This is a genomic window from Actinomycetes bacterium (assembly GCA_035489715.1).
Taxonomy (GTDB): domain Bacteria; phylum Actinomycetota; class Actinomycetes; order JACCUZ01; family JACCUZ01; genus DATHAP01.
In genome coordinates, this window is sequence record DATHAP010000157.1 from 1 (window position 1) to 24,686 (window position 24,686).

27 protein-coding genes are annotated in these 24,686 nt (G+C 74.2%); 11 read left to right on the plus strand and 16 right to left on the minus strand.

Annotated elements, in window-relative coordinates; translation table 11 throughout:
- From VK640_12625 to VK640_12645, 5 genes are all read right to left on the minus strand, one after another.
- Nucleotides 1-393, minus strand: a 393-nt coding sequence (locus VK640_12625) for a carbon monoxide dehydrogenase subunit G (protein HTE74028.1), incomplete at its 3' end; no start/stop codon positions are given.
- Nucleotides 390-2,831, minus strand: coding sequence for an aerobic carbon-monoxide dehydrogenase large subunit (gene cutA / locus VK640_12630; GenBank protein HTE74029.1), 2,442 nt, complete (start codon nucleotides 2,829-2,831; stop codon nucleotides 390-392). The genes VK640_12625 and cutA, both read right to left, overlap by 4 nt.
- Nucleotides 2,828-3,388: a (2Fe-2S)-binding protein gene (locus VK640_12635; protein HTE74030.1), complete on the minus strand. Its 561-nt coding sequence runs from the start codon at nucleotides 3,386-3,388 to the stop codon at nucleotides 2,828-2,830. Before VK640_12635 ends, cutA begins: the two co-directional genes overlap by 4 nt.
- The gene (locus tag VK640_12640) at nucleotides 3,385-4,260 is read right to left on the minus strand and encodes an FAD binding domain-containing protein (GenBank protein ID HTE74031.1); all 876 of its coding nucleotides are present in this window, start codon (nucleotides 4,258-4,260) and stop codon (nucleotides 3,385-3,387) included. The genes VK640_12635 and VK640_12640 overlap by 4 nt, the downstream gene beginning before the upstream one ends.
- Nucleotides 4,261-4,282: 22 nt before the next feature.
- Nucleotides 4,283-5,797, minus strand: coding sequence for a solute carrier family 23 protein (locus tag VK640_12645; GenBank protein HTE74032.1), 1,515 nt, complete (start codon nucleotides 5,795-5,797; stop codon nucleotides 4,283-4,285).
- A gap of 180 nt (nucleotides 5,798-5,977) precedes the next feature.
- Here VK640_12645 and VK640_12650 point away from each other — a divergent pair, with 180 nt between their 5' ends.
- The 4 genes from VK640_12650 to VK640_12665 all read left to right on the plus strand — a co-directional run bounded on the left by VK640_12650 (nucleotide 5,978) and on the right by VK640_12665 (nucleotide 10,116).
- Entirely contained in the window at nucleotides 5,978-6,757 is a 780-nt protein-coding gene (locus tag VK640_12650) for a DUF2877 domain-containing protein (protein HTE74033.1), read from the plus strand.
- A complete protein-coding gene (locus VK640_12655) occupies nucleotides 6,754-8,262 on the plus strand; it encodes an FdrA family protein (GenBank protein HTE74034.1) in 1,509 nt (502 codons plus the stop codon). The genes VK640_12650 and VK640_12655 overlap by 4 nt, the downstream gene beginning before the upstream one ends.
- A gap of 79 nt (nucleotides 8,263-8,341) precedes the next feature.
- Nucleotides 8,342-9,781 (plus strand): DUF1116 domain-containing protein, encoded by a 1,440-nt coding sequence (locus tag VK640_12660; protein HTE74035.1) that lies wholly within the window; start codon nucleotides 8,342-8,344, stop codon nucleotides 9,779-9,781.
- 44 nt (nucleotides 9,782-9,825) lie between these two features.
- Nucleotides 9,826-10,116, plus strand: coding sequence for a hypothetical protein (locus VK640_12665; GenBank protein HTE74036.1), 291 nt, complete (start codon nucleotides 9,826-9,828; stop codon nucleotides 10,114-10,116).
- Nucleotides 10,117-10,148: 32 nt separating this feature from the next.
- Here the strand turns inward: VK640_12665 and VK640_12670 are convergent, their stop codons facing one another.
- Entirely contained in the window at nucleotides 10,149-10,790 is a 642-nt protein-coding gene (locus VK640_12670) for a protein phosphatase 2C domain-containing protein (GenBank protein HTE74037.1), read from the minus strand.
- Between the two features lie 83 nt (nucleotides 10,791-10,873).
- On the opposite strand from VK640_12670, the gene VK640_12675 reads away from it, so the two are divergent.
- Both VK640_12675 and VK640_12680 read left to right on the plus strand, forming a co-directional pair.
- Complete coding sequence (locus VK640_12675) at nucleotides 10,874-12,103, plus strand: MFS transporter (protein ID HTE74038.1); 1,230 nt, start codon at nucleotides 10,874-10,876, stop codon at nucleotides 12,101-12,103.
- Between the two features lie 157 nt (nucleotides 12,104-12,260).
- Nucleotides 12,261-12,383 carry a hypothetical protein gene (locus VK640_12680; GenBank protein ID HTE74039.1) on the plus strand — a complete coding sequence of 41 codons (123 nt, stop codon included), beginning with the start codon at nucleotides 12,261-12,263 and terminating at the stop codon, nucleotides 12,381-12,383.
- A gap of 254 nt (nucleotides 12,384-12,637) precedes the next feature.
- On the opposite strand, the gene VK640_12685 is transcribed toward VK640_12680, so the two are convergent.
- From VK640_12685 to VK640_12700, 4 genes are read right to left on the minus strand one after another with little or no spacing between them, the layout of a single operon-like run.
- Nucleotides 12,638-13,216: a nucleotidyltransferase family protein gene (locus VK640_12685; protein HTE74040.1), complete on the minus strand. Its 579-nt coding sequence runs from the start codon at nucleotides 13,214-13,216 to the stop codon at nucleotides 12,638-12,640.
- On the minus strand, nucleotides 13,213-14,322 hold the full coding sequence (locus VK640_12690) for an XdhC/CoxI family protein (protein HTE74041.1): 1,110 nt from the start codon (nucleotides 14,320-14,322) through the stop codon (nucleotides 13,213-13,215). Before VK640_12690 ends, VK640_12685 begins: the two co-directional genes overlap by 4 nt.
- Nucleotides 14,315-15,448 carry a VWA domain-containing protein gene (locus VK640_12695; protein HTE74042.1) on the minus strand — a complete coding sequence of 378 codons (1,134 nt, stop codon included), beginning with the start codon at nucleotides 15,446-15,448 and terminating at the stop codon, nucleotides 14,315-14,317. Before VK640_12695 ends, VK640_12690 begins: the two co-directional genes overlap by 8 nt.
- A complete protein-coding gene (locus VK640_12700; protein HTE74043.1) occupies nucleotides 15,445-16,344 on the minus strand; it encodes a MoxR family ATPase in 900 nt (299 codons plus the stop codon). Before VK640_12700 ends, VK640_12695 begins: the two co-directional genes overlap by 4 nt.
- A 56-nt stretch (nucleotides 16,345-16,400) precedes the next feature.
- Here VK640_12700 and VK640_12705 point away from each other — a divergent pair, with 56 nt between their 5' ends.
- Nucleotides 16,401-17,090: an alpha/beta hydrolase gene (locus tag VK640_12705; GenBank protein HTE74044.1), complete on the plus strand. Its 690-nt coding sequence runs from the start codon at nucleotides 16,401-16,403 to the stop codon at nucleotides 17,088-17,090.
- Between the two features lie 91 nt (nucleotides 17,091-17,181).
- On the plus strand, nucleotides 17,182-17,388 hold the full coding sequence (locus tag VK640_12710; protein HTE74045.1) for a dodecin domain-containing protein: 207 nt from the start codon (nucleotides 17,182-17,184) through the stop codon (nucleotides 17,386-17,388).
- 19 nt (nucleotides 17,389-17,407) lie between these two features.
- Here the strand turns inward: VK640_12710 and VK640_12715 are convergent, their stop codons facing one another.
- Nucleotides 17,408-18,049, minus strand: a complete 642-nt coding sequence (locus tag VK640_12715) for a Type 1 glutamine amidotransferase-like domain-containing protein (protein HTE74046.1) — start codon at nucleotides 18,047-18,049, stop codon at nucleotides 17,408-17,410.
- Nucleotides 18,050-18,098: 49 nt separating this feature from the next.
- On the opposite strand from VK640_12715, the gene VK640_12720 reads away from it, so the two are divergent.
- Entirely contained in the window at nucleotides 18,099-18,575 is a 477-nt protein-coding gene (locus tag VK640_12720) for a hypothetical protein (protein HTE74047.1), read from the plus strand.
- A 107-nt stretch (nucleotides 18,576-18,682) separates the two neighbouring features.
- On the opposite strand, the gene VK640_12725 is transcribed toward VK640_12720, so the two are convergent.
- Nucleotides 18,683-19,486, minus strand: a complete 804-nt coding sequence (locus VK640_12725) for an alpha/beta fold hydrolase (protein HTE74048.1) — start codon at nucleotides 19,484-19,486, stop codon at nucleotides 18,683-18,685.
- A gap of 33 nt (nucleotides 19,487-19,519) precedes the next feature.
- Here VK640_12725 and VK640_12730 point away from each other — a divergent pair, with 33 nt between their 5' ends.
- Nucleotides 19,520-20,119 (plus strand): LytR C-terminal domain-containing protein, encoded by a 600-nt coding sequence (locus VK640_12730; protein HTE74049.1) that lies wholly within the window; start codon nucleotides 19,520-19,522, stop codon nucleotides 20,117-20,119.
- 15 nt (nucleotides 20,120-20,134) lie between these two features.
- On the opposite strand, the gene der is transcribed toward VK640_12730, so the two are convergent.
- The 4 genes from der to aroH are packed head-to-tail and all read right to left on the minus strand — an operon-like array spanning nucleotide 20,135 to nucleotide 23,712.
- A complete protein-coding gene (gene der / locus VK640_12735; protein HTE74050.1) occupies nucleotides 20,135-21,490 on the minus strand; it encodes a ribosome biogenesis GTPase Der in 1,356 nt (451 codons plus the stop codon).
- Entirely contained in the window at nucleotides 21,487-22,206 is a 720-nt protein-coding gene (gene cmk, locus VK640_12740) for a (d)CMP kinase (GenBank protein ID HTE74051.1), read from the minus strand. The genes der and cmk overlap by 4 nt, the downstream gene beginning before the upstream one ends.
- Nucleotides 22,207-22,246: 40 nt before the next feature.
- Complete coding sequence (locus tag VK640_12745) at nucleotides 22,247-23,326, minus strand: prephenate dehydrogenase (GenBank protein HTE74052.1); 1,080 nt, start codon at nucleotides 23,324-23,326, stop codon at nucleotides 22,247-22,249.
- Between the two features lie 23 nt (nucleotides 23,327-23,349).
- Nucleotides 23,350-23,712, minus strand: coding sequence for a chorismate mutase (aroH, locus tag VK640_12750; GenBank protein ID HTE74053.1), 363 nt, complete (start codon nucleotides 23,710-23,712; stop codon nucleotides 23,350-23,352).
- A 56-nt stretch (nucleotides 23,713-23,768) separates the two neighbouring features.
- On the opposite strand from aroH, the gene VK640_12755 reads away from it, so the two are divergent.
- Entirely contained in the window at nucleotides 23,769-24,659 is an 891-nt protein-coding gene (locus VK640_12755; GenBank protein HTE74054.1) for an EamA family transporter, read from the plus strand.
- Nucleotides 24,660-24,686 lie beyond the last annotated feature (27 nt).

The following is a 24,686-nucleotide window of genomic DNA, read 5'->3' on the forward strand; positions in this document are numbered from 1 at the left end:
CTTCTTGGCGACGCCGGCGAGCACGCGCTGCCCGACGCCGCCGACCGCGCCGCCGACGACGGCGTCCGCGGCGTAGCTCAGCAGGGTCCGGCCGTCCCCGGCGTCGTCGAGCGTGACCCGCACGTCGGCGTTCACGGTGCCCGGCGCCCCGGCGCCCGAGGCCTTGAGCGTGAAGCCCGTGGGGGGTGCGGGGTCGGTGAGCGCGACGTCCCCGAGGTAGGTGCCCTTGATCGAGGCGACCCCGGCCGTGATCGTCATCCGGTAGGAGTCCGTCCCGACCTCCTCGAGCTGCTGGCAGCCCGGGATCGTGCGGACCAGCACGGCGGGGTCGTTGAGGGCGGCCCAGACCCGCTCGCGGGGCGCGTGCAGGGTGGCGGTCCCGTTGACCTTCACGATGTCTCCTCCGTCGTCGTACGTCGTCGCAGCGGGCGCAGCTCCCCCGCCGCGTGGCGGGCACGCAGCTCGTGCAGCTCGCTCGGCGAGATCGGCATCTTGGTGATCGGGAAGCCCTCCGCGTCCTCCACCGCCGCCGCGAAGACGGCCGCGGACGGGATCACGCCCGCCTCGCCGGCGCCCTTGATGCCCAGCGGGTTCAGGGGCGACGGGGTCTCCAGGTGGTCGATCTCGATGTGGGGTACCTCGCTGGCGTACGGCATGAGGAAGTCCATGAACGACGCGTTGAGCAGCTGGCCGTTCTCGTCGTAGGCCATCCGCTCGTACAGCGCGCCGCCGACCCCCTGTGCGACTCCCCCGTGCACCTGGCCCTCGACGATCATCGGATTGATCAGCGGCCCGCAGTCGTGCACCACGCAGTAGCGCAGGATCGAGATCTCGGCCGTCTCCGGGTCGGTCTCGACGACGACCGCGTGCATGCCGTTGGCGAAGGTCGACTGCGTAGGCGAGTAGTAGTCGGTGCCCTCGAGTCCGGGCTCCTCGTCGTCGGCCACCGGCGGCCCGCTGGCGTCACCGACCGCGAACTGGGTGGCCGCCTTGGACGCCTCGTCGAAGGCGTAGCGCAGCGGGTTGGACAGCACCGCCACGGTAGCCAGCGGTATCGACGCGCCGGGCGACCCCTTGACCCGCACCTGCCCGTCCACGATCTCGAGGTCGCCCGGATCCGCCTCGAGCGCCTCGCCGGCGATCCGCAGCGCCTTCTCGCGCACCTTGCGGGACGCGAGGGCGATCGCGTTGCCGCTCACGACCGCCGCTCGCGACGCGAACGTGCCGACGGCGTAGCCGAAGCGGCGGGTGTCACCGGTGACCACCTCGACGTCCTCGAGCGGCACACCGAGCTCGTCGGCCGCGACCTGGGCGAAGGAGGTGAAGTGTCCCTGCCCCTGCGTCGTCAGGCCGGTGGCCACCTTGACCTTGCCCGAGCTCTCGACCCGGACGTGCGCGCCCTCGTAGGGGCCGACCCCGGTGCCCTCGACGTAGCAGGCGAGGCCGACCCCGACGTGCCGGCCCCCGGCACGGGCGGCCGCTGCCATCGCCAGCGTGGCGTCCCAGTCGACGAGCTCCTTGAGCTTGGCCAGCGAGGCCGGGAAGTCACCGGAGTCGTAGACCAGCGGCCGGCCGTCCTGGAAGGTCAGGTGGTGGTCGTAGGGCATCTCGTCGGGCCGGATGAAGTTGCGCGCCCGGAGCTCGGCCCGGTCGAGGCCCAGCTCCTCCGCGATCGCGTCAACCGTGCGCTCCATGGCGAAGACGCCCTGCGGGCGGCCGGCCCCGCGGTAGGGCGTCACGATGACGGTGTTCGTGTAGAGCGACCACCACTCGCACCGGTAGGCGGCCGGCTTGTACGGCCCGAGCAGCTGGGTCGAGGTGATGATCGGGACGATGACGCCGTACGGCGTGTAGGCGCCGTTGTCGTGCCAGAAGCGCACGTCGAGCGCGAGGATGCGGCCCTCGTCGTCGAAGCCGACCTCGATCTCCTGAAGCTGGCCGCGCTCGTGGGCTGACGAGACGAAGTGCTCGCGCCGGTCCTCGACCCACTTGACCTCGTGGCCCAGCCGGCGCGCCGCCCACGGGACGAGCACCTCCTCCGGCCACGGGTGCACGATCTTGACGCCGAAGCCGCCGCCCACCATCGGCGCGACGCACTCCACCTTCCCGGCCGGCAGGCCGAGCCGCGCGGCGACCGCGGCGCGCACCGACGTCGACGTCTGCGTCGACGAGTGCACCCGCATGGATCCGTCGACCGGGTCCCACCGGGCGTGCACGCCCTTGCCCTCCATCGGCATCGAGGCGCTGCGCTCGACGTCGAGGTCGAGCCGCAGCCGTCGCGGCGCCGCCGCCATCACGGCGTCGACGTCGCCGACCACCTGCAGCAGGTGGGCCGCGACGTTGTCCGGCACGTCCTCGTGCACGGTGCGCGCGGCCTCGCGGGCGGCGGCGACACCGACGACCGGAGGCAGGAAGTCGTAGGTGACGACGACGCGCTCGGCGGCGTCCTCGGCGAGGTAGCGGTCGCGGGCGACCACCATGACGACCGGCTCGCCGACGTGGTTGACCTCGTCACGGGCCAGCGCGTAACCGGTGCGCGGCGCGTGCAGGGACGGGTGCGGGATGAGCAGCGGCAGCGGGTGGGCGACGGTGCTGCCCTCTGCCTCGTCGGCGGCCACCAGGTCGTCGTAGGTGTAGACCGCGACCAGGCCGTCGACCTCCAGCGCGCCGCTCGCGTCGATGTCGACCACCCGCGCGTGCGCGTGCGGGCTGCGGACGAACGCGACGCCGAGGGAGTCGTGGCCGATGTCGTCGAGGAAGTGCGCGGTGCCGGTGACCAGCTTGGCGTCCTCGACCCGCTGGACCGGCTCGCCGAAGAGCTTGGTGGTCACGGCGGGCCGTCCTCGCCGGCGGCCCGGTCCCGGGTGATCTCGGCCGCTCGCAGCACGCTCGCGACGATGTTCTGGTAGCCGGTGCAGCGGCACAGGTTGCCGCTGACGGCCTCGCGCGCCTCCTCCTCGGTCGGCTCGGGGTTCTCCTCGACGAAGGCGGCCACGGTCGTCAGGAAGCCGGGTGTGCAGAAGCCGCACTGCAGCCCGTGGCACTCGCGGAAGGCCTGCTGCACCGGATGCATGGCGTCCGGCGTCCCGAGACCCTCGACCGTGGTCACCGCGTGCCCGGCGACCGTGACGGCGAGCAGCAGGCAGGACCGCACCGGCCGGCCGTCGAGCAGCACCGTGCAGGCGCCGCACACGCCGTGCTCGCACCCGACGTGCGTCCCGGTCAGCCGCAGGTCGTGCCGGAGGACGTCGCTCAGCAGCCGTCGCGGTGGCACCCGCGCCTCGCGGTGCACGCCGTTGACCGTCAGGCGTACGTCGCACAGCTGGTCGGCCGCGACCACCGACCCGCCGGACGGCACGGACGGCTCAGAGGGCACAGCCGCGCTCATGCTGCCTTCCCGGTCGCGGCGCCGGTCGCTTCGGCGATCGCGCGAGCGGTCAGCACACCCGCCAGGTGCCTGCGGTAGTCAGCGGTGGCGTGGATGTCGCCCTCGGGGTCGACCGTGTCGCGCACCAGGTCGCAGGCCGTCGACCAGTCGGCTCCCTCGGCCGGCCGACCGCTGACGGCGTCGGTCAGGTCGACGACGAGCGGCGTGGGAGCCATCGAGATGAAGGCGGCCTTCGCCGAGCCGACTGCCCCGCCGTCCAGCGTGACCGCCACCGCGACGCCGCACATCGCGTAGTCACCGTGCCGTCGGGCCACCTCGACGAAGGCAGTGCGGGTGCCGTCCGGGAAGAGCGGGAAGCGCGCCGAGACGGCGAGCTCCCCCGGGCGCAGGCTCGACTCGAGCGGGCCGGAGAAGAAGTCCGCCGCGGCGACGTCGCGCTCGCCGCCGTCCCGGCTCACGGCGGTGACCGAGCCGCCGGTCAGGGCGAGCACCGCCGTCATCTCACCGCTGGGGTCGGCATGGGCGAGGGAGCCGACGGTGGTGCCGCGGTTGCGGATGACCGGGTGGGCGACCAGTCGCAGCGCCTGGCGCAGCAGCGGCATCGCCTCGGCGGCCGCCGCATCGTGCTCGACGGCGGCGTGCCGCGCGAGGGCCCCCACGACGACCGCATCACGGTCGCTGCGGACGTACGCCAGGTCGGGCAGCCGGTTGACGTCGACGACCAGCGCCGGCGCCGCGAGCCGCATGCTCAGGATCGGCAGCAGGCTCTGGCCGCCGGCGAGGACCTTCGCGTCGCCGCCCGCGTCCGCCAGCACGGCGAGGGCCTCGTCGAGGCTCTCGGGTGCCGAGTACGCGAACGCGGACGGCTTCACGAGCGCGATCCTTCCAGACGGCTCAGCGGGCATTCCCCGGGTCGTCGCCGGCCGCGTCCTCGCGGCGGTCCGGTGGGTGCGTCGGCCCGGCCGCACCCTCGTCGTACCCGATCTCCCCACCGGTGGCCTGGTCCTCCAGCGGGTCGTGGTGCACGCCGGTGTGCCCGACCGCGATCGCGGTGCCCTCCTCGTACCCGCCCGGCGAGTGCAGCGAGTCCCTCATGTAGGCGGGGGCGAGGAAGTAGACCAAGTGGTAGCCCGCCAGCAGCACGATCGTGCCGAGGGCGATCCCCTCGAGCGTGAAGTCGTCGGTGATCTTCTGCGCGACGGGCCCGATCGCGAGGATGATGCCGGCGCCGATCGGCACCAAGTTGATCGGGTTGGCGAAATCGACCCGGTTCTCGATCCAGATCTTGGCGCCGAGCAGGCCGATCATGCCGTAGAGCACGACGGTGATGCCGCCCAGGACGCCGCCGGGCGTCGCCGCGACCAGCGCGCCGAACTTCGGGCACAGGCCGAACAGGATCGCCACCAGCCCGGCGACGTAATAGGCGGCGGTCGAGTAGATGCGGGTGGCCGCCATGACGCCGATGTTCTCGGCGTACGTCGTCGTCGGCGAGCCACCCACGGAAGTCGAGACCGCCGTGCCGACACCGTCGGCGAAGATCGCCCGGCCGATCATCGGGTCCAGGTCGGTCTTGGTCATGGCGCCGACCGCCTTGACGTGCCCGGTGTTCTCGGCGATCAGCGCGATGACGGCCGGCAGCACCAGGATGATTGCGGAGAACTTGAAGTCCGGTGCCGTGAGGTCGGGGAAGCCGATCCACGACGCGTCGCTGACGGCGTCGAAGTTGACCCGCTCGTGCGTCGTGATCTTCCCCGCACCGGGGTCGAAGGAGGTGATCTCGCCGGCCGTCTTGTCCAGCACCCAGGACAGGACGAAGCCGAAGACCAGCGCCAGCAGGATCGCGATGCGGCTCCAGAAGCCGCGCAGCAGCGCCGTCATGACGAACAGGGCGGTCATCGTGATCAGGGCGACCCAGCGGTCCTGCGGCCAGTAGACGTCAGCGACCACGTAGGCCAGTCCGAAGCCGATCAGCATGACCACGCCGCCGGTGACGGCGGGCGGGAAGATCTTGTGGATGATCCCGATGCCGAGGAAGTTGATCGCCAGGCCGACCGCGGCGAGCACGAGGCCGGCGACCATGATCGAGCCGGTGACCAGCGAGTCGCTGTCCTGCGCGGCACGGATGGCGAAGACACCGCCGACGAACGACGCGCTCGTCCCGAGGTAGCTCGGCACCTTGTCCTGCGTGATGAGCAGAAACAGGATCGTCGCGACGCCCGACATCATGATGGCCAGGTTGGGGTCCAGGCCCATCACCAGCGGGAACACGAAGGTGGCGCCGAACATCGCGATGACGTGCTGCGCCCCGATCCCGGCCGTGCGGCCCCACGAGAGGCGCTCGTCCGGTCTCACCACCTCACCGGGTGGCGGGGTCTTCCCCTCGTAGACGACCTTCCAGCTGAACGCCATGGTGGCCTCCTGTGCCGCCCTGTCCGCGGTGACCCTCGTCACCCGGAGAGCAGGGTGGCCCATCACGGCCCGCAGGTGTGGGAACTGGGGCTGGTCTGTTACGACAGCGTTTCGTCCCCCGCGCTTGTCGAGGTCGGACAAAGGTGCCGCCCCGGGAGCGGGACGCGTTACGGTCCCGGCATGCCGTCCCTGCCCGCCGCAGCCCCCCTGCCGGCGCGCGACCTGCTCGCCGGCCCGCCCCGCAGGGCTCGGGTGGTGGGCGTCCACCCCTCCTGCGTGTACGTCGTCACCGACCCGGCGGAGCCCCGGCTGGTCGCCGCGGAGACCGCGGACGCGCTGGGGCTGCCCTGCGCGCTCCGGCTCGGTCTCGACCGGGGCGACCGCCCTTTCGCGGGCGTCTCGCCGGGCGACCCGGCCCGGGTCGGCGGGCACCGCGTCGAGCTCGGCCCGCTGACCGTGCGGGTCGTCCGCTGGTGGGCGCCACCGGTGGTCCGCCGGCCGCTGGTGCGGCCGTCATCCGGCGGGCCGCCGCGGTGGGTCGACCTGGGCGAGCTGCTGCGCGGGGTACCGCCTCCGGTCGACCCGACCGGTGACCCGGCCGACCTCCTCGGCCGCGGGCCCGGGCTGACCCCCGCAGGTGACGACGTGCTGGCCGGCTGGCTGCTCGCGGTGCACCACGACACCGCGGCCCGGGACGGCCTGCTGCCGGTCGTCACCTCCGCGCGGCACGCGACGACAGCCCTGTCCGCGAGCCTGCTCGAGGAGGCGGCAGCCGGCCGCGGCGTCCCAGCCGCGCTGGCGCTGGGCGAAGCGCTCGGCGGCCACGGTGACGCCGGTGACGTGGCGACCGCCCTCGGCCGGCTGCTGCGGGTCGGGCACACCTCGGGCGCCGCGCTGGCGCACGGCCTGCTCCGGGGCGCCCGCGAGGTGGCGCGCTCCGGCGCGGAGGTGGCGGCGTGAGCGGCGACCACGTGGAGGTGCGCCGCGGTGCGTACCACGACTCGGTGACCCTGATGCAGGTCAGCCGGCAGGTGGCCGACGTCGACGGCGTCGAGGCGGCGCAGGTGGCGATGGGCACCGAGCTGAACCTCGACTTCATGCGCGGCGTGGGCTTCGACCCGCCCGCCGACGCCGGGCCGAACGACCTCGTCGTGGCCGTCCGGGCCGGTGGTGACGACGCGGTGGCAGCCGCGCTGGCCCGGCTCGAGGAGGTGCTGACGACGACCGGCGGCGGCAGCGGCGACGGGCTCGGCGGCCGCGACCCCGAGCCGCGGACCATCGGCTCGGCCGTCCGCCGGGCCGTCGAGCCGCCGTCGCTCGCGCTGGTCTCGGTGCCGGGGCCGCACGCGTTCACCGAGGCCTGGTCGGCCCTGCAGGCCGGGCTGTCGGTGCTCGTCTTCAGCGACAACGTGCCGGTCGAGCAGGAGGTGGCGCTCAAGGACGAGGCGGCTCGTCGGGGGCTGCTCGTGATGGGCCCCGACTGCGGGACCGCCGTCGTCGGCGGCATCGGCCTGGGGTTCGCCAACCAGGTGCGCCCCGGCCCGGTCGGCGTCGTGGCCGCGAGCGGCACCGGCGCCCAGCAGGTGATGTGCATGCTGGACACCCGCCAGGTGGGCGTCAGCCACTGCCTCGGCGTCGGCGGCCGCGACCTGTCCGCGACGGTGGCCGGCCGGTCGACCAAGGCGGCGCTGGCGCTGCTCGACGAGGACCCGGCGACCGAGCTCGTCGTGCTGGTCTCCAAGCCGCCGGACCCCGCGGTGGCGGCGGACGTGACGGCCTACGCCGAGTCGCTCTCGACGCCGGTGCTGGTCGCCCTGCTGGGGCCGGGGCAGGACGACCTCACGACCGTGGCGCGCAAGGCCGTCGAGCACCTCGGCGCGGAGTGGGCCGACCCGTGGTCGTGGGACGAGCAGCCGGCGCCGGTTGCGGGCGGCTCGCTGCGCGGCCTCTTCGCCGGCGGGACGCTGTGCGACGAGGCGATGCTGATCGCGAGCGAGACGCTGGGCGAGGTGCGGTCCAACATCCCGCTGCGGCCCGAGTGGGCGCTCGGCGAGGACCTGCGCTCCCCCGGCCACCTGATGGTCGACTTCGGCGACGACGCCCTGACTCAGGGACGCGCGCACCCGATGATCGACCAGCGCACCCGCATCGACCGGCTCGCCGCCGAGGGCGCCGACCCGAGCTGTTCGGTGCTCCTGCTGGACGTGGTGCTCGGCCACGCCGCCAACCCGGACCCGGCCGCCGAGCTGGCGCCGGCGATCGCCGCCGCCCGGGGCCGCGCCGCGGAGGACGGCCGGGAGCTCGCCGTCGTGGTGTCGCTGTGCGCGACCCACGACGACCCGCAGCAGCCCCGGCGCCAGGCGGACCTGCTGCACGACGCCGGCGCATCGGTCTGGCTGTCCAACGCCGCCGCCGCCCGGCACGCCGTCGCCCTCGTGACCGGCTCCACCGGAGCCACCCGATGACCCTCAGATGTGCCCCGACACACCAGTTCGTCGGCGTGTCCGGTGTGTCATCGCACAGTCGATCTCGGGGGGGTCGAGCATGAGTCTGCTCGGGAGCCAGCCGCGACTGGTGGCCGTCGGCGCCCAGATGTTCGCCGACGCGGTGGCGGCCCAGGCCGCGCCTGTGCAGCAGGTCGACTGGCGCCCGCCGCTCGGCGAGGAGGGCGTCGAGGCCGACCTGGCCCGGGTGCTCGCCGACCCCAGGCACGCCGCCGCCAACGAGACCGCGGTCGCCCGCATGCTGGCCGCCGGGGCCGAGCTGGTCGACGTACGTCCGGCGTCCGAGGCGCTCGCCCTCGACAAGGGGGCGTTCCTGCACGCGGGACCGCCGATCGGCTGGGACCGCGCGTCCGGGCCCCTGCGTGGCGCCCTGATCGGCGCGATGGTCTACGAGCGGCTGGCCGCCACCCCGGAGGAGGCCGAGCACGCGCTCGCGGGCGCGGCCGACGGCGGCAGCCTGCACTGGGAGCCGTGCCACCACCACCGCACGGTCGGGCCGATGGCCGGCGTGGTGAGCCCGTCGATGTGGATGTTCGAGCTGCGCGACCCGGTGCACGGCGGGACCGCCTTCTGCTCGCTCAACGAGGGGCTCGGCAAGGTGCTCCGCTACGGCGCCTACGGCCCCGAGGTGGTGGAGCGGCTGCGCTGGATGTCCGACGTCCTGGGGCCGCTGCTGCAGACGGCCGTCCGGGCCCGCACCGACTCCGGCGGCCCGGTCGACGTCAAGTCCATCGCGGCTCAGATGCTGCAGATGGGCGACGAGGGACACAACCGCAACCGGGCCGGGACCCTGATGTTCCTGCGCGAGCTGCTGCCGTCGCTGATCGACTCGGGCGCGCCGACCTCCGACGTCGCCGAGGCGGTGCGCTTCGTGTCCGGCAACGACCACTTCTTCCTCAACCTGGGCATGCCGGCCTGCAAGCTGGCCGGCGACGCAGCGCGTGACGTGCCCGGCTCGTCGCTGGTCGTCGCGATGGCGCGCAACGGCACCGACTTCGGCATCCAGGTCTCGGGCGCCGGCGACCAGTGGTTCACCGGCCCGGCCAACACGCCGGACGGGCTCTACCTCGGGTCCTTCGGGCCGGAGGACGCCAACCCCGACATCGGCGACTCGGCGATCACCGAGACCGGCGGCATCGGTGGCTTCGCGATGGCGGCCGCCCCGGCGATCGTGAAGTTCGTCGGCGGTGAGGTCGGCGACGCGATCGAAGCGACCCGGCTGATGTACGAGATCACGCTGGCCGAGAACCCGGTCTACCAGGTGCCGGTGCTCGGCTTCCGCGGCACGCCGACCGGCATCGACGCGACGCTGGTGACGCGGACCGGCATCCTGCCGCACATCAACACCGGCATGGCGGGCCGCCTCGCGGGCACCGGCCAGGTCGGTGCCGGGCTGGTGAACCCGCCCGCGTCGATCTTCCCCGAGGCGGTCACTGCGCTGGCCGCCCTCGCGCCGCCGGTTGTCGGGGGCGGGTCGTAGCGTCGCCGGCATGCGCTACGGCTTCGTGCTCCCGGGGGCGGGGCATGGTCCCCGAGTACCACCTCGACGGCCGGGAGGCGACGCCGGACGACCTGCGCGACCTGACCGGCTGGCTGCGCGACAACGGGGCCGGCGTCACCCGAGAGCGCATCGACGTGCTGGTCGAGGGTGAGACGCCGGTCGACGACCCGGCCGCCGCGGCGGCGCAGGTCGAGCCGTGGCGGGGCGCCGGTGCCACCTGGTGGATGGAGGAGCGCTGGGGCTCGGCCGGCTCGCTGGACGAGCGGATGGACGTCGTGGACGCTCGGGTCGCCGCCGGCCCGCCCCGGGACTGACCACGACGTACGACCGGGTGCTCCCCCGGGGATCAGAACGCGGCGACCACGACTGTCACGTTGTCGACGCCCCCGGCGTCGAGAGCCGCCTCGACCAGGGAGTCGCAGGCCTCCTGCGCGGAGCCGCGACCGAGGAGCTCGGCGACACCCGCGTCGTCGACCATGTTGGTGAGCCCGTCGGTGCACAGCAGCAGCCGGCTGCGAGGCGGGCACTCGACGCGGGCGACGTCGGGGGCGACCTCGCGGTCCAGGCCGAGGGCCTGGGTGAGGTAGCCGTGCATGCCGTGGTCCTCGGTGATCGCGGACAGCCTGCCGTTGGCCGCCAGCTGGTAGGCCCGGCTGTCGCCGACGTGCAGGACGAGAGCGCCGTCCTCCGATACCGCGGCCAGCACCAGCGTGGTGCCCATCCCGGTGCGGCCCGGCTCCGCGGCTGCGGCGTCGAGCACCGCCTGGTGGGCGGCGGCAGCTGCCGCTCGCAGGTCGTCCTCGGACGAGCCGGCCGAGAGCGCCGCCTCGTCGACGCTGGCCAGCGCGGTCAGGCTGGCGACGTCGCCCGCCGGGTGGCCGCCGAGCCCGTCGGCCACCGCCAGCACCCCGCGCTCGGGCCGGGCGAGCAGGGCGTCCTCGTTGCGCGACCGGACGTGGCCCACCTCGGTGCGGTACGCGACGTCCATCCGGACACCGTATGCGAGCGGTGTGGCCTACCGGTCGGCCGTCGGCCGGGACACGCCGCGCATGCTGCGACGATGGGCGGGTCATGACGTCGCGCACCGTGTCCAGCACGAGCGGCACCACGGGGAGCCGCCCGTCGCCCGCGCTGCTGGTCGCCGCGATCTTCCTCGCCGCGCTCAACCTCCGGGCCGCCCTGGCCTCGGTGCCACCGCTCGTGCACACGATCCAGGAGGACCTGGGGCTCAGCTCGGCAGCTGCGGGCCTGCTCACCACGGTGCCGGTGCTGTGCATGGGCCTGTTCGCCCCCGCGTCGCAGCGACTCGCGCACCGGATCGGCCGTGAGGCGACGGTCGCGGTCGCACTCGTGCTCCTCGCCGTCGGGCTGGCCATGCGACTGGCCGGTGAGGTGCTGCCGGTCCTGCTCACCAGCACCGTGCTGGCCGGCATCGGCATCGCCCTGTGCGGCACGGTGCTGCCGGGCATCGTCAAGGAGTTCTTCCCCGGCCGGTCCGGCGCGATGACCGGCGTCTACCTGCTCGCGATGATGCTCGGCGCGACAGCCGCCTCGGCGCTCAGCGTGCCGATCGCGGAGAAGCTCGGCTCGTGGGAGCAGTCGCTCGCCGCCTGGTCCGGCCTCGCCGTCGTCGGCCTGCTGGGCTGGCTGCCGGTCGTCCGCCGGGTCAACGACAAGGAGGAGCCCGCCGACGACACCCCGCGGGTGGCGCTGCCCTGGCGGTCCGGGACAGCCCGGCTGATGGCGACGTTCATGGCCCTGCAGTCGCTGGGCTTCTACACCCAGCTGGCCTGGATCCCGCCGTCGTTCGAGGCGAGGGGCTGGTCCGCGCGTGACGCGGGACTGCTGCTCGCGGTCTGGAGCATCGTTCAGCTCGTCAGCGGGGTCGGCGGCCCGGCGCTCGCCGACCGAGTGCTCGACCGACGGCCGCTCGTCGCGGCGGCGGTGCTGCTCACGGTCATCGGGACGCTCGGCATCGCGGCCGCGCCGACCGCCGCACCGTGGCTGTGGGTGGCCCTGATGGGCCTCGGCCAAGGTGCCGGCTTCTCGCTCGGGCTGGTCAAGCTGGTCGACTACGCGCCGACCCCGGCGGCGTCGGCCCGCCTGTCCGCGATGGTCTTCCTGTTCTCCTACTCGCTCGCCTCGACCGGCCCGTTCCTCTTCGGCGCCGTCAGGGACGCGACCGACAGCTTCACCGTGCCGTTCAGCGCTCTGGTCGCCGTGGCTGTCGTCCAGCTCGCACTGACCCCTCGGCTGCGGCCCGACCGCACCACAGAGCCGGACCCCGCGACGACGACGTAGCCGCGAGCCTCGCAGCGGCGTCGGACAGACGAAAGGAAGGGGCCTTCCGGCTCCCTTCCACTCCCGACGTATAGCGCAGCGGGGGGCTTGCGGCAAGGCCCCGGTGGTGCCGCGGAACCGCCGGCCGGCAACAAGGACCACGACATGGGGGCCGCCGGTGCAGCTTTCGACAACCGCTTTCGACCTGCCGGACCACCGTGCCGCCAAGGCCGACCCGACGCTGATCGGCGGCGACGAGGAGCACGTCGCGGCGATCGCGCAGAGCCTCGAGGGTCGCTGACGCCGGAGCTCGCGAAGAGGCTCGAGTTCGACCTCGTCGTCCTCGTCGACCCGGAGTCGGTCGGCGACGGCATCGAGGGCGCCGTCGATCGCTACGTCGCGATGACCCGGGCGACCAGCAGCTGGTCGTCCTCACCAGCGAGTGACGAGTGACCTCACGGGTCGGCCGGTGCTGCCGCGGTGCTCAGGCTCTCCGGAGACGGATCGCGGTCTCTTCCCCGCGATCCGCCTCCGGAGACCGGCCACGCAGCGTCGTCAGGGATGACGACCCTCGCGGTACGTCGTCAGGTCGCCAGGCCGGTCCACGTCCGCGGCACTCGCGACGTCCGAGCACTCCGCCTGCACCAGCACGTCGCGGTGCGCCGCCAGCACTGCCCGGGCACCCTGGTCGCCGGCGGCGGTGGCACGCACCTCGGGCCACCAGTCCCGGCCGAGGACTACCGGGTGGCCCAGTCGCCCGTCGTACGTCGCGGCCACCAGCGACGCCGGGCCGGTGACCTCGCCGGCCACCCGCCGGACCGCGGCCGGCGTCAGCCCGACGTGGTCGACCAGCAGGACCAGGGCGGCCATGGCCTCGGTCGGCAGCGCATCGAACCCGGCCCGCAGCGAGGACGCCATGCCCGACTCCCAGTCCGGGTTCTCGACCACGACGGCGCCGGCCACCGTCAGCGCGACCGAGCCGCTGACGACGTACGCCTGGGAGACCCCGCCGTCGGCGAGCACCCGCACCGCGCGGTCGACCAACCGCTCCCCCGCCAGCTCCACGACCGCTTTGGGCCCGCCGAACCGTCGGCCCGCGCCGGCGGCCAGCACCAGCCCCACGACCGCGGTCACCGCTGGGTGTGGATCGGGCCGGCGGTGTCGGTCAACCGCGCGCCGGACCCGCCCCATCGGTGCGCCACGATCTCGGCGGCGATCGAGACCGCGGTCTCCTCCGGCGTGCGGGCGCCGATGTCGAGGCCGATCGGCGACGCCAGCCTGGCCAGCTCGTCCTCGGTGACGCCTTCCTCGCGCAGCCGTGCCAGCCGGTCGTCGTGCGTGCGCCGGCTGCCCATCGCCCCGATGTAGGCCGCGTCGGTCCGCAGCGCCACCTCGAGCAGCGGCACGTCGAACTTCGGGTCGTGGGTGAGCACGCAGATGACGGTTCGTGCGTCGACCGTCGTCGACTGCAGGTAGCGGTGCGGCCACTCGACGACGACCTCGTCGGCCTCCGGGAACCGCTTGGCCGTCGCGAACACCGGCCGCGCGTCGCAGACCGTCACCCGGTAGCCGAGGAACTTCCCGACCCGCGCCACAGCGGCCGCGAAGTCGATCGCGCCGAAGACGAGCATCCGCGGCGGCGGCGCGAAGGACTGCACGAAGACGGTGAGCTCGTCCTGCCGGCGTTCGCCGTCCGGGCCGATGCGGAGCAGCCCGGTGGTGCCGTGGTCGAGCATGCCGCGTACGTCGTCAGCGACCGCGTCGTCGAGCCGCTGCGTGCCCAGGCTGCCCCGGGTCGGCCGGTCGACGTCGGCCCACACCGCCAGGTGCGCACCGACGTTGCCCGGCCCGTCGACCACCGTCGCCACCGCGACCGGCTCGTGGGCGCGCACCGACGCCACGACCGCCGGCAGCTGCGCGTAGACCGAGGCGTCGACCGGCTCGACGAAGACGTCGATGATGCCGCCGCAGGTCAGCCCGACGGCGAACGCGTCGTCGTCGCTGACGCCGTAGCGCTGCAGGACCGCTTCGCCGCTGGCCATCACCTCCTGCGCCAGCTCGTAGACCGCACCCTCGACGCAGCCGCCGGACACCGACCCGGTCGGCTCCCCCGACGTCGACACGACCATCGCGGCCCCCGGCCGGCGGGGGGCACTGCTCCACGTCCCGACGACCGTCGCCAACGCGAACCGGTCGCCCGAGTCGTAGAGGCGGCGCACCTCGTCCACGACGTCATGCACGGCTGACCACCCGACCCCTGGACTGTGCCGAGAGGACCGCCGCCAGGTGCTGCAGGGCGGCCAGCGAGTGCCCGTCCACGAAGTCGTCGACGTGCGGGAGCGCGGCCTGCATCCCGGCCGTCATCGGGGCGTAGCCCGGCTGCCCGCGGTGCGGGTTGGCCCACACGACCCGGTGCGCCAGCCGTGCCAGCCGCCGCATCTGCTCGCCGAGCAGCGTCGCGTCGCCGCGCTCCCACCCGTCGGAGGCCACCAGGACGACCGCTCCCCTCGCCAGGCCCCGTTGCCCCCAACGGTCCAGGAAGGCCTTGAGCAGCTCGCCGAGCCGCGTCCCGCCGCTCCAGTCCGGCACCGAGCCGGACACCGCGAGCAGCGCCGCGGACGGGTCGCGGCCGCGCATCTCGCGGGTCACTCTGGTGAGCCGGGTGCCGATGGTGAAGACCTCGGTGCCGGGACGTGCCCGGGCCGCTGCGTGGGCGAAGCGCAGGAACGCGTCGGCGTACGGCTGCATGGACCCGCTCACGTCGACGAGGAGCACCAGGCGCCGGGGGCGCGGACGGCGGGCGCGGTGCTCGAGGCGCACCGGCTCACCGCCGCGGCGCAGCATCGCGCGTACGGTGCGGCGGGTGTCAAGGGCGCCTCGGTGGGACGGGCGGTGGCGTCGGGACAGCCGGGTGGCGCCGACCGGGTCGATGGCCGCGATCAGAGTGCGGACGGTCTCCCGCTCGGCCGGCGACAGCGCGGCCAGGTCGCGGTGGCGCAGCACGTCGAGCTCGCTGGCGGTCGCGGCGGGCGCGTCCTCCGGTCCGGGGGTGCCCGGATCCGCGCCGCCCGGCACGGCCACCGGCCGGACCACGGTCACCGGCGACATCGACCGCCGTGGCGGGGCGGTCTCGCCGGCGAAGTAGGCGGCGAACGCGCGGTCGTAGCGCTCGAGGTCGTCCTGGCCGGAGCAGAGAGTCAGCCGCCCGGCCCAGTAGAGGTCCCGTCGGCGGGCCGGGTCGAGGTGCTCGGTCGCCAGCACGGTCTGGTGCACCCGGTCCGGTGTCGCGTCGACACCGGCGGCGCGCAGGGTGCGGGCGAAGCCGACCAGGGTCGGCGCCCCGTCGCCGCTCCCACCCGGGGTCATCCCGCCGCCGCCCACTCGGCCAGCCGGCCGGCCACCCGCTCCTGGTCCTCCCGGTACTTCAGGAACGCGCCGAGGCTGGCGCACGCCCGGTCCAGCGAGGCGTCCGAGAGCTCGTCGACACCGAGCGCGACCAGGGCCTCGGTCCAGTCCAGCGACTCGGCGACGCCGGGGGGCTTGAGCAGGTCGTCGGTGCGCGCCGCTCGCGCCACCCGGCCGACCGCCTCGGCGAGCCGCGCCGTGGCCTGAGGGAGCCGGCGCCGGATGATCGCGACCTCGCGCTCCAGGTCGGGGTGCTCGAGCCAGTGGTAGAGGCAGCGGCGCTTGAGGGCGTCGTGCACCTCGCGGGTGCGGTTGCTGGTCACGACGACGACCGGCGGCGTCTCCGCGCGGATCGTCCCCAGCTCGGGCACCGAGATGGTGAAGTCGCTGAGCACCTCCAGCAGGAACGCCTCGAACTCGTCGTCGGCCCGGTCCACCTCGTCGACGAGCAGCACGCTGGGCGTCGTCTCCAGCGCCTGCAGCAGCGGTCGGGCCACGAGGAACCGCCGGTCGTAGAGCTCCGCCTCGAGCCGCTCGGCGTCGTGGACACCGGCTGCCTCGGCGGCCCGCAGGTGCAGCAGCTGGCGCGGGAAGTCCCAGTCGTAGAGCGCCTGCGCAGCATCCAGCCCCTCGTAGCACTGCAGGCGGATCAGCGGAGCGTCCAGCACACCGGCCAGCGCGGCCGCAAGCGCGGTCTTGCCGACGCCGGCGTCCCCCTCGCAGAACAGCGGCCGCCCCATGGCCAGCGACAGGTACGCGGCAGTCGCCACGCCCTCGTCGGCGAGGTAGCCCTGCTCGTCGAGCAGCTCGGCAAGCCGCAGCGGGGAGGTCGCGTCGGGCGCGGTCGCGGTCACCATGACACCGTACGGCCGATGCGCCGCGGCAGGCACGCACACCTGCGACGATCACGATCATGCGAGCGGTCTTCATGTACGGCGCCGGCGACGGTGGACCCGACGGTTGGCCGGTGCAGGCGGCCGCCAGCCCGGAGTCGTCCTTCCTGGACCGACTCACGCCGACCGACGCCGACCCGGTGCCCTTCGACGACCCCCAGCGGGACGCAAGGCGCATCGTCGAGGCGCTCGGCCGCAGCAGCCACCTCGTCGCGCACTCCGGCGGCGCCGTGGCCGCGTTGCTCGCCGCAGCCCAGGCGCCGGAAACGGTGCGGTCGCTCACGCTGTTCGAGCCGGCCTGTCTCGGCCTGGCACGCGGCCGCCCCGCGGTCGACGAGATGGTCGCGGCGATGTCGGCGGTGTTCGACCGCAGCACCGACCCCGAGCTGTCGGACGGCGAGTTCACCCACGACTTCCTGCTGGCCATGGGTGTCCCGGGCACCGACCCGGCCGATCCGGAGTACGCGGCGGTGGGTGCGCGCCTCCGGCGCAGCACGCCGCCGTGGGAGACGCCGCTCCCCCTCGAGGTGGTCTCCCGGGTGCCGATCCTCGTGGTGACAGGTGGGTGGAGCGCCGCCTTCGACGAGGTGGCCGAGGTGCTCGTCGGCGCCGGTGCACGACGGGTCGTCGTGCCGGGGACCGGTCACGGTCCTCAGTTCCACCCGGACGGGCAGGCTGCGATGGCCGAGTTCCAGGCGACGTACGACTGAAGGTCGTGCCACCGGCCGCCCCCGTGTATCCGTCATCCCCTGAGAACGACCACAATGAGCGAAGTCCACTGCGAGCGAGATGAGGATCGCCATGAGCGTGTACCGCGTGATCGATGTGATCGGGACCAGCCCTAGCTCCTGGGAAGAGGCAGCGGCAGAGGCAATCACCACCGCTGGCTCGTCGTTGCGCGACCTCCGGGTGGCCGAGGTGATCAAGCAGGACGTCGTGGTGGGTGACGGCGGCGACCTGGTCTACCGGACCAAGGTCCAGCTCTCGTTCAAGTACGAGTCGGAGTAGCCGAGCGACGGTCCCGCGGTCACACCACGGTCGCCGACTCGCCGTCCAGCACCAGGACCTGCCCGTCACGCAGCTTCCAGTACGGCGTCCGGGCGGCGTCGTACCGCGCGACGACGTCGTCGATCATCTCGGTCTCCGGATGTCCCGGCGAGCTCCAGTGCGGGACGAACGCCCGGTCCAGCACGCCGAGTCCGTCCCAGACGACGCCGGCACCCGGCCAGACCCGTTCGACGTCCTCGACCGGGTCGACCAGCTCGAGCCCGCGCAGGCTCGGCGCCAGCACGCAGCCGCCGGCGCTGTAGCCGGCGTAGACGAGGGCGTCCCGCCGGATCGCGTCCGCGAGCACCGCATCGGCGCCGCTGCGCGCCAGCGCGACTCGGAGCACGAAGGTGTTGCCGCCGCGCGCCCAGACCGCGTCGACGCCGTCCAATGCTGCCTCGACGGCATCAGCGCCTGCGAGGTCCCGCAGGTCGAGCTCGTGCGGCCGCAGTCCCAGCCCGGTGAGGTCGTCGAGCTCGCGCTCGACGCCGCCGCGCCTGATGTCCGCCGGGGCGCCGTCGATCGAGTTGGCGACCACTGCAACCCGGGCACCTTCCCCCGCCAGCCGGACCAGGTGCTCGGGGTGGTCGCCGAGCCGGAAGGACGACAGGTATAGGCGCACGGCGGAAATGGTGCCGCACCCGACGGCGTCCGCGTGCCACCATCCGGCCATGACCACTGGTGACCTCGACCCGGCTGCCCAGCGTGCCGTGGCCGTGCGACTGTTCAACCGCACGTGGGAGCTGCTCGAGGACGCGGACCGGGACGACGCCGGCGACCGCGAGGCGCTGATGACCGCGATGGCGTCCCGCCTGCACTGGGCCGGCATCGGCACGGACGAGAACCTCGCCGCGGGCGACTGGCTGGTCGCCCATGTCGCCAGCCGGCTGGGGCACGCCGGGCTGGCGCTCGACTTCGCCGCCGCGGCGCACGAGCGGGTGTCGACGTCGTCCGAGGAGCTGCCCACCTGGCTGGTCGCATCGACCCTCGAGGGCCTGGCCCGGGCACATGCCGTCGCCGGGCACGACGAGGAGCGCGACGCGTTCGCTGCGGACGCCCGCAGCGTGCTGGAGGCCGTGGACGACGACGAGGACCGCGAGATCGTCGAGAGTCAGCTGGCGACGATCCCCGGCCTCGCCCCGAACTGACCGCTCGGTCGCTCGGTGGCTCTGCCGCGGCGGCCAGCCGTGTTGTCGAGATGCGGGGCTGCGGTGCGTTGAGTGCCGCGTGGCTCCGCATCTCGGGCCGGTGAGGCCTATCCGCGCGCCACCACGTCGCGCACCAGGGCAGCGGTCTCGGCGCGCGCCTCGAGGTTCACCATGTGACCCACGCCGGGGAGCACGACCAGCCGCGACCCCGGGATCCCGCGGTGCAGCGCCTCCGCCACCGGACGGGGTGCCCGCTCGTCCCGCTCGCCGTGCACGACCAGGGTCGGGCACCGGACGTCCCCCAGCTCCGCACTCAGGTCCGCGTCGGCGAACGCCTCGAGCAGGTCCATCGTGGGGCCCGGCCGTGCGCCGGCGGTGACCTGCTCCAGCAGGTCGGCCAGCTCCGAGGTCAACGGGCTGCCCAGCAGCCCCGACACCAGCTCGGCCGGCTCGGTCGGCCGGGAGCCGGTCAGGAAGATCCTCGCCGAAGTCCTACGCTCGGCCACCTCCTCCGGCGGCAAGGAGCCGGCCCAGCCCGCATAGGCGGAGAACAGCAGCAGCGACCGCACCACCGCGGGGTGCCGGAGCGCCACCTGGAGAGCCAGTCCCCCGCCGAAGGACAGCCCACCGAGGTGCACCGGTCCGAGATCGAGCGCCCGGACCACGCCGGCGACGTGGTCCGACAGGTCAGAGAGTGTGCAGCCCGGCGGCGGGTCGTCCGACCCTCCGCAGCCCGGCACGTCGAGCGCGACGACGTCCGCATCGGCCCGGACGTCGGTCATCAGCGGCAGCCACTCGCGCCCGTCGCTCACGCCGCCGTGCAGGAGCAGCACCGTCGGGCCGCTGCCGTTGCGGCGGTAGGCGATGCGCCGGCCGCCGACCGTGACGTGCTGAGGCTCGACGTCGCGCACGGGCCCGCCTCCTTCACCTCTTAGGGTGCTCCCATGGCGAGCTCCCGGGAACCGGAGGTCCGCGACGCCCGGTCCGACGACCCCCAGCGCGACGAGCGCGGGCCCTACGGGCAGCTCGCGCGGCTGTTCCTCACCCAGCTGCTGGCCGTCATCGCCATCGCCGCCGTCATCACCGCGGTCGTGGCGGCCACCGGCGGGGGGCTCGACGACGACGTCACGGCGAGCCCGGACCGCACCGAGGCGCAGTCCTCCGGCCGCGCGACGCCGGCCGGCACCCCGACGTCCACGCCGGCCGGATCCGAGGCCCCCTCGAGCCCGGCGGCCACGACGAGCGCGCCGGCCACCACCGCAGCCACGACGGAGCCGGAGCGCACGCCCAAGGTCGACGTCCTCAACCAGTCGGCGGGAGACGGCGCGGCGAGCCAGGCCGCCGACCGGCTCCGCGCGGCCGGCTGGCGGATCGGCCGGGTGGACGACTTCCGCGGCAACGTCAGCGCGACCACGGTCTACTGGCTGACGCCGGACATGCGGCGCGACGCCCGGCGGGTCGCCCGCGACCTCGGCGGAGCGCGGGTGCAGCAGGGGTTCAGCACCCTGGTCGAGGGACGGATCTCGGTCATCCTCGTCGACTGACCGAGATGCCGAACGTCAGCGGCCGCGCTTCTCCCGCATCTTCACGCTGACCTCGATCGGCGTGCCCACGAAGCCGAACTCCTCGCGCAGCCGGCGCTCGACGAACCGGCGGTAGCCCGCCTCGAGGAAACCGGTCGTGAAGAGCACGAACCGCGGCGGCCGGGTGTCGGCCTGGGTGGCGAAGAGGATCCGCGGCTGCTTGCCGCCCCGGATCGGGTGCGGGTGCGCCGCGACGAGCTCGCCGAGGAACGCGTTGAGCCGTCCGGTCGGCACCCGGGTGTCCCACGACTCCAGCGCCGCGTCGAGGGCCGGCACCAGCTTGTCGGCGTGACGGCCGGTGCGCGCGGAGATGTTCACCCGTGGCGCCCAGGTCACCTGCACCAGGTCGCGCTCGATCTCCCGCTCCAGGTAGAACCGGCGCTCCTCGTCGAGCAGGTCCCACTTGTTGTAGGCGATCACGAGTGCCCGGCCGGACTCGACGACCATCGAGATGATCCGGGTGTCCTGCTCGGACAACGTCTCCGACGCGTCGATCAGAACGACGGCGACCTCGGCCCGGTCCAACGCCGACTGCGTCCGCAGGGTGGCGTAGTAGTCGGTGCCGCTGGTCTGGTGCGCCCGTCGGCGGATGCCCGCGGTGTCGACGAAGCGCCACTCGCGGCCGCCCAGCTCGAGCATCTCGTCGACCGGGTCGCGCGTGGTGCCGGCGACCGCGTCGACGACGACCCGGTCGGTGCCTGCGAGCTTGTTGAGCAGCGAGGACTTGCCGACGTTGGGCCGACCGAGCAGCGCCACCCGTCGGGGACCGCCCTCGTCGTCGAGGCGCTCCGGCGGGGTCTCGGGCAGTGCGGCCAGCACCGCGTCGAGCATGTCGCCGGAACCACGCCCGTGCAGCGCCGACACCGGATAGGGCTCGCCCAGCCCGAGCGACCACAGCGCGGCCGCGTCCCCCTCCACCCGTTGGCTGTCGACCTTGTTGGCAACGAGGACGACAGGCTTGCCGGCCCGGCGCAGCACGCGCACCACGGCCTCGTCGGTGTCGGTCGCCCCGACCGTCGCGTCGACCACGAAGAGCACCGCGTCCGCAGCCGCGATCGCCAGCTCGGCCTGCGCGGCCACCTGGGCCTGCAGCCCCCTGGCGTCCTGCTCCCACCCGCCGGTGTCCACGACGGTGAACCGGCGGCCGTTCCACGCCGCGTCGTAGGGCACCCGGTCCCGGGTCACGCCGGGCACGTCCTCGACGACGGCCTCACGGCGGCCGAGGATGCGGTTGACCAGGGTCGACTTGCCGACGTTGGGCCGGCCGACCACGGCGAGCACCGGCACCGGTCCCGCGTCGGCGTCGTCCACCGGCAGCTCGACGTCGGTCACGAGGATCCGGCCCGGGCCGTGACGAGGCCCAGCAGCGCCTCGACCGTCTCGTCGAAGGTCAGCGCCGACGAGTCGAGCACGGTCACGCCGTCGGCCGCCTCGGTGAAGGTCGCCACCGTCGAGTCCTGCGCGTCGCGCCGCACCACGTGGTCGCGGGTCGCGGCGAGCGCATCGTCGTCCGCAGCCCCGTGCACCTCGAGGGCACGGCGGATCAACCGGGCCGACTCGTCGGCGGTGAGCAGCACCCGCACGTCGGCGTCCGGCGCGACGACGGTGGTGATGTCGCGGCCCTCGACGACGATGCCGCCCGACGCGGCGATCTCGCGCTGGCGGCGCACCAGCTCGGTGCGGACGTCGAGGTTGGTCGCGACGGCGCTGACCGCGGCGGAGATCCGCGGCTCCCGGATCGCCTCCGTCACGTCGTGACCGTCGACCGTGACCGAGGCATCCGTCGGTGACAGCGAGACCGCGAGCGGGAGCCGGACCGCGAGGTCGGCCACCTCGGGGCGGGTCGCGTCGTCGGCGACGTCGACGCCGCGCTCGAGCGCCCACCAGGTCAGCGCGCGGTACATCGCCCCGGTGTCCAGGTAGCGCAGGCCGAGCTGCTGGGCCACGGCGCGCGACACGCTCGACTTGCCCGACCCGGACGGCCCGTCCACGGCGACGACGACGCGGCTCAGAGCGCCGACGGCGTCGTCGGGGCTGGACGTGGGCATGCGAGAACCTCGAGAGACCGGGGGCGGGGACCCGAGAAGGTTACGCCTCTCCCGGGTGCACGACCCAGCCGAGGCCGCCCAGGGTCCGGGCCACGGCTGCCGCTGAGGCCGGCGCGACGGCCAGCTCGACCAGGCCGACCGGCTGCCCGGGCGAGTGCTCGATGCGCAGGTCCTCGATGTTGACCCCGGACGCTCCCACGTCGTTGACCAGCCGGGCCAGCTCGCCGGGACGGTCCGGGACCACCACGGGCACCACGGCGTACGTCGTCGAACGCCCGCCGTGCTTGCCCGGCAGGCGCGCCCGCCCGGCGTTGCCCCGCACCAGCACCTCGCGCAGCGCGGTGCGCGCCCACTCGGGATCGTCGTGCACCTCGTGCAGCGCGTGCACGACCGCGTCCAGGTCGGCGCGCAGCTCGGTGAGCGCGTGCGCGACCGGTGAGGGGTTGGCGGCGAGGATGTCCACCCACAGGTCGGGGTCGGAGGCAGCCACCCGAGTAACGTCCCGCAGCCCCTGCCCGGTGATGGGCAGGGCGCGGTCCGCACCCTCGGCGAGCCGCGCGGCCACCAGCGACGCCGCGACCTGCGGCACGTGCGAGACCAGCGCGACCGCGGCGTCGTGCTCCCCCGCACCCATCTCCAGCGGTACGCCGCCACACAGCTCGACCAGCGCCCGTGCCCGGCGCAGCGACCGGTCGTCCGCCCCGTCGGGCACCAGCACCCACGGCCGCCCCTGGAACAGGTCGGCTCTCGCCGCACCGGGTCCCGACCGCTCACGGCCGGCCATCGGGTGGGTCCCGACGAAGTGCGGCGTCTCCCCCAGCGCCTGCCGGACCGCTCCCAGCACCTGCTCCTTGACCCCTGCCGTGTCGACGACGGTCGCCGCGCTGTTGCCGGCGACCAGCCCGGTGACCACCTCGGCCGTCGCCGACGGGGCGACCGCCACGACGGCGACGTCGACCTGGCTGGCCGCCGGGTCGGCGGTGCCGGCGCCCAGCTGGGCGGCACGACGTACCGCCTCGGGGTCGCGGTCGGTGAGGTGCACCTCTACGCCCGCGGCGCGCAGGGCGAGCGCCACCGAGGTGCCGATCAGGCCGGTGCCGACGACGAGGCAGGAGCGGATCGCCGGCCGCGGGTCGGCCCCCGTCACTGCGCGAGGTCCCGGCGAAGGGCGGCGGCACCGCGCAGGTAGACGTGGCGCACGTCGGACTTCGGCAGCTCGGTGTCGGCATGCACCATCACCCGGATCACCCGCGGCATGGCGCCCTCGATGTCGAGCTCCTGCGTGCACAGCAGCGGCACGTCGCCGATGCCCAGCTGTCGCGCGGCCAGGGCAGGGAACTCGCTGTGCAGATCGGGTGTGGCGGTGAACAGCATCGAGATCAGGTCGTCGGTGGTCAGGGCGTTCTGGGCCAGGATCTCGCGGATCAGCTCGTCCACCGCGGCGAGCAGGTGGTCGCGGTCGTCGACGTCGAGCTGCACCGCGCCGCGGATCGCACGCACCGCCACGCCCTCACCTCCTCGCGCGGCAACCTATCCCGGGCACCGCCTCCTAGGCTCGCCCGGTGACCACACCGTCCGCGCGCCGGTCACCTACTGACCGGGTGCCTGCGCCGGCGCTGGTGCTGGTCTCGATCCTGTCGGTGCAGTTCGGCAGCGCGGTGGCCCGCACCGCCTTCGACGAGGCCGGCGCCAACGGCGTCACGCTGATGCGGCTGGCCTTCTCCGGGCTGCTGCTGACGGCGATCGTGCGGCCGGCCGTGCACCGCTGGTCCGGCACCCAGATCGGTGCCGCCGTGCTGCTCGGCCTGTCGATGGGCGCGATGAACATCGTGTTCTACCTCGCTATCCGAGAGATCCCGCTCGGCGTCGCGGTCACCGTCGAGTTCGTCGGCCCGCTGCTGGTTGCGCTGGTCCAGACCCGCCGCGCCGTCGACCTGCTCTGGGTGGTGCTGGCCGGCACCGGCGTGGCCCTGCTCGGCCTGGAGGGCGGCTCCGACCTGCCGCTGACCGGGCTCGCTCTGGCCCTGCTGGCCGGCCTCTTCTGGGGCGCCTACATCCTGGCCAGCGCCAACGTCGGCCGGCTGGTGCCCGGGATGGACGGGCTGGCCGTGGCGCTGCTGGTGTCGGCGCTCCTCGCCCTGCCGTTCGGCGCGCCGGGGCTCGTCCGGTCGCTGGACGACCCGGCGGTCCTCGCTGCCGGCCTCGCCGTGGCGCTGCTGTCCTCCGTCATCCCGTACGGCCTCGAGCTGGCCGCGCTGCGCCGCATCCCGACCCGGGTGTTCGGCATCCTGATGAGCCTGGAGCCCGCTGCCGCCGCACTGGCCGGGCTGCTCGTGCTCGGTCAGCGGCTCGGCGCACGCGAGCTGGTCGCCCTGGTGATGGTCAGCGCGGCGAGCCTCGGGGTGACCCTCGGCCGGCGCGAGGGCCAGCCACCGGTGGCTCCGCTGGAGTGACGCCGGCGCGCTCCGTCTCCTGGCGCC